Source organism: Mycolicibacter algericus DSM 45454, assembly GCF_002086455.1.
Lineage (GTDB): Bacteria > Actinomycetota > Actinomycetes > Mycobacteriales > Mycobacteriaceae > Mycobacterium > Mycobacterium algericum.
This window is the reverse complement of the sequence record NZ_MVHC01000085.1, coordinates 1-913: the sequence shown is the minus strand read 5'-3', so window position 1 is coordinate 913 and position 913 is coordinate 1. Positions and strand designations below refer to the sequence as shown.

Here is a 913-nt window from a genome sequence, read left to right as displayed (position 1 = left end):
CCGCACGTAGTGCGGAGCCCCGTAGGTCAGAGCCAATTGATCGAGGATGTCGACGACGCCATCAGCGTTGATGGCGCGGTCGACGTGGATCGCCAGGGCTTCGCGGGTGAATTCGTCGATGACGTTCAGCATCTTGATGGTGCGCCCATCGGCGGTGGTGTCGAACTGGAAGTCCATCGCCCAGATCACGTTCGGTGCGATCGGCGACATCGCCCCGACCGCGGTCCCGATGCCGGTCAAGCGTTTCTTCCTACGGCGCTGCCGAACTCGCAGGCCCTCATCACGCCACAGGCGGCGGATGCGCTTGTTATTCACCGCCCAGCCGGCCCGCCGGGCCATCACCGCGGCCCGCCGCCAGCCCCAGCGCGGCCGGTCGGTGGAGAACGTGCGCAACCAGGCCCGCAGCTCGGCTTCCTCGTCGGTAATCGGCGCCGGTGTCAGGCGCATCGTGGAGCGGTGGATGCCGACCACGGTGCAGGCTCGACGCTCGGAGACCCCGAACCGCTCACGCAGCACCGCCACGGCGCTGCGCTTGCGGTTCGGGGTTAGAAGTTTCCCTCCGAAATCTCCTTGAGCATGTCGATGTCGAGGGCCTGGTTGGCGACCAGCTTCTTCAGGCGGGCGTTCTCGGCCTCGAGTTCTTTGAGCCGTTTGGCGTCGCTGGCCTTCATACCGCCGTACTGGGCGACCCAGCGATGCCAGGTCGACTCGGTGATCTCCAGGTGCCGGCACACCTCGCTGAGTTCCTGCCCGGCGCCGAGCAGTTTGTTGCCCTCGGCGAGCTTGCGGATGATCTGATCCGGCGTATGCCGCCGGCGCTTCTTGGCTGCCATGTCGTTGCTGATTCTTCCTGCCCGAACACCGGGCATCAGAGTCGCACAACAACTGGACCACTACGAGGGGCTCACCTCAG

The 913-nt window shown here is 65.7% G+C and carries 1 pseudogene; it reads right to left on the bottom strand.

The features are described from left to right. Positions 1 to 833, bottom strand: a pseudogene (locus BST10_RS22870) (IS3 family transposase); the annotation flags it as partial. Positions 834 to 913 lie beyond the last annotated feature (80 nt).